7 protein-coding genes are annotated in these 9,013 nt (G+C 41.0%); 6 read left to right on the top strand and 1 reads right to left on the bottom strand.

Translation table 11 applies throughout. The features are described 5' to 3' along the window. The 4 genes from dnaE to Q0Q74_RS13705 all read left to right on the top strand — a co-directional run. Positions 1-2,501, top strand: a 2,501-nt coding sequence (gene dnaE / locus Q0Q74_RS13690) for a DNA polymerase III subunit alpha (protein ID WP_294431750.1), incomplete at its 5' end; no start/stop codon positions are given. A gap of 120 nt (positions 2,502-2,621) precedes the next feature. Then, the gene (locus tag Q0Q74_RS13695) at positions 2,622-3,176 is read left to right on the top strand and encodes a flavin reductase family protein (protein WP_294431753.1); all 555 of its coding nucleotides are present in this window, start codon (positions 2,622-2,624) and stop codon (positions 3,174-3,176) included. Between the two features lie 7 nt (positions 3,177-3,183). Next, positions 3,184-3,777: a YggT family protein gene (locus Q0Q74_RS13700; protein WP_294431756.1), complete on the top strand. Its 594-nt coding sequence runs from the start codon at positions 3,184-3,186 to the stop codon at positions 3,775-3,777. 130 nt (positions 3,778-3,907) lie between these two features. Continuing rightward, complete coding sequence (locus tag Q0Q74_RS13705; RefSeq protein WP_294431758.1) at positions 3,908-6,250, top strand: ATP-dependent DNA helicase RecG; 2,343 nt, start codon at positions 3,908-3,910, stop codon at positions 6,248-6,250. Between the two features lie 58 nt (positions 6,251-6,308). On the opposite strand, the gene Q0Q74_RS13710 is transcribed toward Q0Q74_RS13705, so the two are convergent. After that, entirely contained in the window at positions 6,309-6,680 is a 372-nt protein-coding gene (locus Q0Q74_RS13710; protein ID WP_294431759.1) for a helix-turn-helix domain-containing protein, read from the bottom strand. 126 nt (positions 6,681-6,806) lie between these two features. On the opposite strand from Q0Q74_RS13710, the gene Q0Q74_RS13715 reads away from it, so the two are divergent. Next, the gene (locus Q0Q74_RS13715; RefSeq protein ID WP_294431760.1) at positions 6,807-8,354 is read left to right on the top strand and encodes a leucine-rich repeat domain-containing protein; all 1,548 of its coding nucleotides are present in this window, start codon (positions 6,807-6,809) and stop codon (positions 8,352-8,354) included. 174 nt (positions 8,355-8,528) lie between these two features. Next, a partial coding sequence (locus Q0Q74_RS13720; RefSeq protein ID WP_294431761.1) for an OB-fold nucleic acid binding domain-containing protein occupies positions 8,529-9,013 on the top strand: 485 nt, incomplete at its 3' end.

The raw sequence follows: 9,013 nt of genomic DNA on the forward strand, positions 1-9,013 counted from the left end.
CGATAGGCCCTGGCCGAGGTTCGGGTGCGGGTTCGCTCGTTGCCTACTGTCTTACTATTACGGACATCGATCCGTTCCGTTACAAACTGATTTTCGAACGATTTTTGAATCCAGAGCGAGTCTCAATGCCGGACTTTGATGTTGATATGGACTTCGACTATCGCCAGGACATTATCCAGCACACACGCGACTTGTATGGAGACAAAAAGGTCGGTCACATCGTCACATTCGGTACTTTAAAACCAAAGAATGTTATCGCCGATGTCGGACGCACTTTGGGCATTCCGCTTTCCGAAGTCAACATGCTCAAATCAAAGGTCTCCGAGAACTTAAAGACCAAACTCAAAAACTGCTTTGAGCCGCCTAACGAAAAATTCCCGGATGGCGGTCAGCTTGCAGAATTCCGCCATGACCCGCGTTACGAAAAACTCTTTGACCTTGCGATAAAACTTGAAGGCTGTAAGCGAAACACAGGTCTTCACGCTTCGGGCATGGTTATTGGTCTCACGGAATTGCCGAACTGGGCGCCAGTCTTCATGGATTCTAAGACTGGCAAGGTCGGCGTTCAGTACACGATGGATATTATTGAGCCGTGCGGTCTTGTAAAATTTGACTATCTTGGTCTCAAAACTCTTTCTTTGATTCGATACGCAGAAAATATCATCAACAAGCATAAAAAGCCTGGGGAACCTGATTTCCTGTGTGCAAATGTGAGCGAAACTGACCCAAAGACATTCGAGCTGTTTAAGCGTGGTGACTCAGCTGCCGTATTCCAGTTTGAATCTCCGGGTATGCAGAAGATTTTGCGTCAGTTCCAGCCGGAAAAACTTGAAGATCTGGTTGCGTTGAACGCTCTTTATCGCCCAGGTCCAATGGATTGTATTCCTGACTACATCAACGGCAAATGGAAGCCTGAGACTATTCACTATCCTGACCCTTGTCTTGAGCCGATTCTTAAAGAAACTTACGGCGTTATGGTCTATCAGGAACAGATTATGCAGGTCTCGCAGAAAATTGCGGGATTCTCCCTTGGTGGAGCTGACATGCTCCGTCGTGCTATGGGTAAAAAGAAGCCTGAAGTCATGATGGGCAAAAAAGTCGAGTTTGAGGAAGGTGCCGTAAAACAAGGCTTTACAAAAGAACACGCTGATGAAATCTTCGAAATCATGATTCCGTTCGCGGGTTACGGTTTCAACAAATCTCATGCGGCGGCATATTCCGTTCTTGCTTACAGAACGGGCTGGCTAAAGGCGAACAAGCCTGCTGAATTCATGGCGGCCAACCTTACGAACGAAATTACTTCAACGGACGGATTGCCCGCATACATCGCAGAGGCACGCCGAATTGGAATTCCTGTTGATCCGCCGGATGTGAACCGTTCAGATTCGATTTTCGATGTTGTTGACGGCCACATTGTTTTTGCGTTCAAGGGAATCAAGGGAATGGGTGACAGGGCTGCAAAGGCTATTGTCGCAGAACGCAAGGCTAATGGCCCGTTCAAAGATTTTATGGATTTCTTAACGCGGGTAATCACTGTAAAAGATTTGCCTGATGATGACGAAAAATCTGAAGGAAAATCTATGCGCCAGACTGCAATCAATAAGAAGGCAGTTGAAGTTCTAATAAAGTGCGGTGGATTTGACCAATTGGATCAGAATCGACCGACTTTGATTGCAAACCTCGACCGTGCATACGCTTATGCTGAAAAAATTGCTTTTGGTGCTGATGACGGCCAGCTTTCTTTGTTTGGCGACACGGACGAAAAAGAATATGCTGATTTTGTTTTTGAGCCGGTTGAAGACTGTTCAACTCTCGAAAAACTCAACATGGAAAAAGAGCTCATAGGATGTTATGTTTCGGGGCATCCTCTTGATGATTATAAAAAAGCCTACGAAAAGGCAAGCGTCAATTCACTTACAATCGCCAGAGTTGCAAAAAACGACAAGGCAGAAAAGGATGCGCTTGCTGCTGGCGGCAAAAATCCGTGGCAGCTGAGGAATTCTGGTCGGGTTCATACTGCTGTCGGTATGCTGATGGAATTGCGTACAATCAACACGAAAAAAGGCGATCAGATGGCCTTTGCCAAATTGCAGGATTACAACGGTTCGTTCGACCTTACATTCTTCCCTAAGACTTGGGAGCAGATGAAGGGCAAAATCGAAAACGATAAAATCTATGCTTTTAAGGGCAAGATTGACTCAAGCCGCGAGGCACCGAGTATGCTGGTTGATTCAATAGAAGACCCCCAAGTTTTGCAGGAAAAATCAATTGAGGAAATCCATATTCAGCTTGAATCATCATTCGTGGACGAAAAGCAGATTTTTAATCTTAAAGAATATCTTTTTGGGGTAAGCGGAAGTTGTTCGGTTTATTTCCATCTTGATACTGATAAAGACACTTACATCGTAAAGGCTTCAAATCAACTCACGGCTCCGGCAACAAAGGAATTCGTAGAAGATTTGAAGGGAATGTCTTTTGTCAAAGATGTTTGGATGGTCTGATAACTTGATTGCACACGGTCATTGAGTTTGTCGAAATGACCACATCAATTTGGCAAAAAGTTTGTCTTTTCGCGAGGAAAGCATTATATTTAACTAAATCCTTTATCTGGAGAATTTTTTATGGAATTTGATTCAAAAAATGCTGTTATCGTGCCGGAAGGCGTTTTTATCATCGGAACTTACGACGAAAATGGAGTTCCAAACGCAATGAATGCGGCCTGGGGAATTCAGTCTGATTACGGCCAGATTTCTCTGTTCCTTGCAAAGCACAAAACTACGGAAAATCTCAAAAAGACCGGTGCTTTCACTGTTGCCTTTGGAACAAAAAATACCGTTGAAATTTCGGACTATTTTGGCGTTGAGAGTGGTGCCAATGTCAATAAAATTGAAAAAGCCGGAGTTCATGTTCACAAAAGCTCTCATGTAAATGCTCCGATTATCGAAGAATATCCGCTTACACTCGAATGTGAAGTAATTGAATGGAACGAAGAAAAAGAAGTTCTTGTAGGAAAGATTGTTGCACAGCAGGCAGACGAGTCAATTCTTACAGACGGCAAGATTGATTTGGGTAAATTGCAGCCGATTATGTATGATGCTTCATTCCATGTTTACCGTGTGATTGGTGAAGTCGTCGGAAATGCTTTCAAAGACGGCTTGAAAATAAAAAATAAGTAAGGGCAATATGGTATCAATTTTTTCAGTTCTTTCATCACTGGTTTCTATTTATACGCTTCTTTGTTTTGTCCGTGTCATGCTTTCGTGGTTTCCGGGAGCTGAATATTCAAAATTCGGACTGGTTTTAAGGCAGATGTGCGACCCGTATCTGAATGTGTTCCGCAGGTTCAGGTTTTTGCGTTTTTCTTCTTTTGATTTTACGCCGGCCATCGCACTTTGTGTCCTTATGGCATTACAGGCTTTTTTCACTAGCCTTGCAACAGGAGCTTCTTTCCGCGTGAGCACGATTCTTGCGATGCTCGTAATGCTCGTTGGCAATATCCTCACTTCAGTTTTGGGCTTTGTTGCAGTGATTCTTCTTGTCCGCCTGATTGCGTATCTGATAGTCGGTGATGGCCAGTCTTCTTATACAATCTGGACTGCACTTGACCGTGCGCTTTCTCCAGTGATTTTCAGAATTGCGGGGCTTTTCTTTGGTGGTCGCCCGATTTCCTTTGTTAAAGCACTTGTTGTTTCGTTCATAACGCTGCTTGTGTTCTCAGTAGTAATTTCATATGTAATTCGGGTTCTTGGAACACTGATTTCGATGATTCCGTTTTAAAATGAAGCAATCTAAAAGATACATCCCTGCATGGATGCAGGGTAAAAGCAAAGAGAGAAAATTCTGTTTGCCTTTAGGTGAACAGAATTTTCTCGTAAATCTAAAAATTACAGGAGGTAATTTTTAGATTATGCATATTTCAGAATTGAAGAATTCCATTTCGACTCTCCCTGGCATTGGCACTGCAAAACAGGCCTTATTTGCCCGGCTGAATATTTTTACGATTTCGGATTTGCTTCAATTTTATCCGCGTACTTACGAAGACCGCACTCAAAAAATCGGTATCGCAGAATCTATTCAAAAGCAGACTGGAAAGGTCCACACGATTGCGCAGATTGTTGCTCATGAGTGGTTTGGTTACGGCAGAATGAAGACCCTCAAACTGATTGCGAGCGATGGCACTGGAACCGTGGAACTTGCCGCGTTCGGAAGGGCTTTCTTTGAAAAAACGCATCCGGTTGGACAGATTGTTGCGCTTACTGCAAAATGTGAAATCAAATACGGAAAATACCAGTCTACGAGCTTTGAGCTTGAAAAAATCACTGACGGCGGCGACCTTTCGCAATTTGACGGCATGAGTGTTCCAAACAGCCGTGTTTTTCCTATTTACCCGCTCACAGAGGGGCTAACGAACAAAATCCTTTCCAAGACGATTCAGGCGGCTTACAATCAGTTTTCGCTTGGACTTGAAAATGACCTTCCCGAAAGCATTATTCAGAACCGAAATCTTCTTTCAAAGAAAGATGCACTTCGTTCGATTCATTTTCCGAAAACGCTTTCCGAGGCAATAGGGGCAAGAAACACGCTTGTTTTTGAAGAGCTTTTTCTTTTCCAAAAAACGCTTGCCGAGCAGTCAATTTCTCATCGTGGCAAACTTCCTTCAATAGAAATAAATACCAGTGAAAATCAGCAGATTCAGATTTCAGAAGAAGAATTCAAAAAATCTCTTTCGACAAGGCAAAATCAGCTTTTGGAGCGACTGCCTTATAAACTCACATCTGACCAGATGAGCGTAATCAAGCTGATGAATGATGACATCGACAGAAATTACGGATTTTGTGGGGGCGTTGCGGGGCGCGGTTCAGGCATAGCCTTCACCGAGACTCGCTCAAAACCTGTCTCACAGGTTTTGTCGGCTAACGCCGTCGCTCCCTACCCCGCAGAGAGGGTAGCGACCAACGAAGTGGGCGCGCAGGGAGAGACTTCTCCCTCCTATCCTCATTTTTCTATGCGTACGCTTCTTCAGGGGGATGTCGGTTCAGGAAAAACGCTTGTCTCATTTTTCGCTTCACTTCGCGTGATTGATTACGGCGGACAGGTGGCTTTGATGGCACCAACTGAATTGCTTGCCCGACAGCATGCCGAAAATGCCGCAAAACAGCTTGAATCTTTGGGCGTGAATGTGGCTTATCTGACCGGGAACATAAAGACAAAGGGGCGTGAAAATCTTCTTAACGCATTAAAAAAAGGCGAAATCAATCTTGTGATTGGAACTCATGCCCTTTTTTCAAAAAATGTGCAGTATCATGACCTTGCGCTTGCGGTAATTGATGAGCAGCATCGTTTTGGAGTAATGCAACGGTCGGCAATTCTGGACAAAGGCCGGACTAGTGTTGTGGCAAATGATAAATATGCCCAGCCGCCTTTCCGTGAACCAAATCTTCTTATGATGAGTGCCACTCCGATTCCTCAGACTCTTGCACTCACTGTTTTTGGTGACCTTGATGTGCGGACTATTCATACAATGCCTTTGGGAAGAAAGCCGGTCGTCACTTATCTGACAAAAGCCGGAAATGAAAGAAATGCATACGAAGCTGTTCGTAAAGAATTAAATGCAGGGCATCAGGCATATTTCGTTTATCCTGCGATTGAAGCGGGATTTGCAAGTGAAAATGAGGGTGAATTCGGCACTGATAATTTTGGCAAACAGAAAGAAGCGTTAAAATCCGCCGAAGAAATGTTCACTTTCCTGCAGCAGCAGGTTTATCCGAATTTCAGATGTGCTTTGATTCATTCAAAAATTGACGAAGATGCTCAGAATCAGATTCTTGAAGATTTCCGTGCGAATAAAATTCAGGTTCTGGTGGCGACAACTGTTGTTGAAGTTGGAGTTGATGTTCCGAACGCGACTTGCATGGTGATTGAACAGGCGGACAGATTTGGACTTGCCGCACTTCATCAGCTTCGCGGGCGTGTCGGTCGTGGAAAAGACCAGTCTTATTGTTTTTTGATTTATCGGGCGAATCTTACAGAGACCGGAATTGAACGAATGAAAGCCCTGCATCAAACTACCGACGGATTTAAAATTGCTGAGGAAGATTTACGCTTGCGGGGACCAGGAGAAATCACAGGAACGGCTCAGAGCGGCGATTTGGAATTCAAAATCGCAAATCTTGCACGAGACATGAAAATCATGATTGAAGCAAGAAAAGATGCATTTGCTGTCGCGGCATCAGTGCACTTTGAAAAATAATACAATGTTTTTGACAGAATATGCTTGAAACGCTATTCAGCACTATTTTTAGTTTTAACTATTCTATAGGAATCACGGCATTTTTAAATGCCTTTGTAATTTCTAAAAACTGTGTAAGTTGATTTAGAGAGAACATATCCAGAATATGTACGATTTCTTTTTTCTGTAATTCCATTTTTGTTCCTGTTTTTCCTGCTTTTGAAAGAGGCTGGAAAGAATCCCGACCCGAAACAAGATATTCTACAGAAGTATTAAGAAGTTTCGCCATTTTTACGGCAATGTCGGCAGATGGAATTGAACCACGGTAAAGATACATTCCGAGAGTTCCTATATTGATTTCTAATTTTGAGGCAAACTCTTTATTCGAGATTCCTTGATAATTCATTTCTTCAACCAATCTGTCCTTAAAAGTCTGTGCTGTATCTGCCATATAGAAAACATATCATGAATATGTTTTTACAACTTGACTTATCATGTAATCTACATTTATAATGAAATGTAATTACATTTTTATTGTAAATGTAATTGAATACTTTAATAGCTTAAGGAGGCTTTTATGAAAAGAACAAAAATTATATTCGGTTCATTGTTATTAGGTATTTTGCTTATTCTTGGTTGTAACAATGATGCTTCAGATGATAGTGAAAAAAACAATCAAAAGGAAGAAAAGAAAACTGAATGGACTTTTACAATCACATATGATGCAAATGGAGGAAATATAGAAACATCAACCCAAAGCCAAACAGAAAAACATAATTGGGCAGAAATAAAATTATTGACAGAAACGCCTTTATTTGAAAACCATCTTTTTTACAAATGGAGTAAAACAGCGGATGGAAGCGATGGAACTCTTTTCTCACCAGGGAAATACATAAAATTGGATGCAAAAGACGAAAACATAACACTATATGCTTTATGGCTCAATACTGATACGAAGGCTGTTTCTGAAAATTCAGATGGTAGTTATTCAGTAACACCATACAACATTGAAGAAACATTAAAAACCATTTCCACCAAAGGAGAAAACAAAGCCAATCTTATAATGTATGAAGCCGTAGATACCACTGACTCTAAAATCAAGGATGCATTACGGAAATATCCAAATATCTTAGTTTCTCTGGATATGTCAAATTCCTGGCTTACCGAACTTGGATACTCTAGTAATAACACTTCTGAACGAAGCGCAACATTCAGCGATTGCACAAACCTTTTGAGCATCATTCTCCCAAACTCTATAACATCAATTTATAAGAATGTTTTTAGTGGTTGTACAAATCTTTCAAAGATAAAACTTTCCAATGCACTGACTTATATAGATAGCTCTGTTTTTGAAAACTGCAATTTGCTTTCTACAGTAGAATACGATGGCTCTCTTGAAAATTGGCTCAAAATTAAGTTTTCTTTTGATAATAGGACAAATCCAAATTATGTGGCTTGCATAAATTACAATAATAATAATGTTACTGCTCACTCATTCTTATTAAACGGAAAAGAATTAACCGATATAATCATCCCCGATAGCATAAAAGAAATCAATTACTGGAGTTTAGCAGGAACAAATATCAAAACTGTAGTGATTCCTAATTCAGTAAAAACAATTCATGGAAATGCATTTACACGATGTCAATCACTGACTTCTGTAAAAATTCCTGACAGCGTTGAAGTATTAGGGGATTCCACATTTGATTACTGTATAAATTTAAGCGAGGTTACACTACCTAAATCTAATTCAAATAACTTATCGCTTAGTAATTACTTTTTTTACGGTTGTGAAAAATTAAAAAGTATTACAATTCCTAAAAACATATGGTTTATAGATGGTAAAGCATTTTATGGAACAAATCTAGAAAATGTAATTTTCGAGGACACAGAATCAATGTGGTATTACGATCAGTACGAAAATACTGGTTATGGTTATGACCTCAAATCGGAATGCGTAGAATTTGGAAAAATGAATAATACAAGCAAAAATGCAGAAGCATTAAGAACTTGTTGTTATGATTATACCTATCAGGGCGCCTACAACAACGGAACATTTACCGCATATGTGCGAAAAGATTATTACAATGAACAATACAAAACTAAAAAAAAGAAAAATAACTAAAAAAAGTTAAGTGTTTAAGACTATGGTGTCAATGAAGTGCCATAGTCTTACCAAAAGTCAAAAGCAAGAAAAGACGCATTTGCTGTCGCATCAGAGAATCTTGCGTCAAATAAGTAATCAACTTCAAAGATTGATTTATTGCTCAAAATCTTACATCTCACTAAAATGAATCTCATGGAAAATTCAAAAAGAACAGTCACTTGTGGTGAATTGCGCAAGGGCGATGTTGGTAAGACAGTTGTATTGAACGGATGGGTCAGCCGCTCACGAGATTTGGGTGGCCTTGTTTTTATTTCTTTGAGAGACCGCTACGGAATTACGCAGGTTATGGTTGGAGATGGTGCAAGTGATGAAGTTAAAAAAATCGCATCATCACTCAAAAGTGAATATTGTATCGCGGTAAAAGGTGTTGTTGCTGCCCGTGCCGATAAAGACATAAACAAAGACATGGCAACAGGTGAAATCGAAGTTGAAGCAAAAGAAATCGAAATCTTCACGACTTCACAGGAATTGCCTTTCTCAATCGAGGAAGTTCGCCAGAAGGACGGCACAATCGTTCTTCCAAACGAAGACTTGCGATTGAAGTACCGCTACCTTGACCTTCGCCGTGAGCCGATGCAGAAAAACATCATTCTCCGCTCACAGGTCACTTTTGCAAC

The sequence above is a fragment of the uncultured Treponema sp. genome (assembly GCF_946187725.1).
Lineage (GTDB): Bacteria > Spirochaetota > Spirochaetia > Treponematales > Treponemataceae > Treponema_D.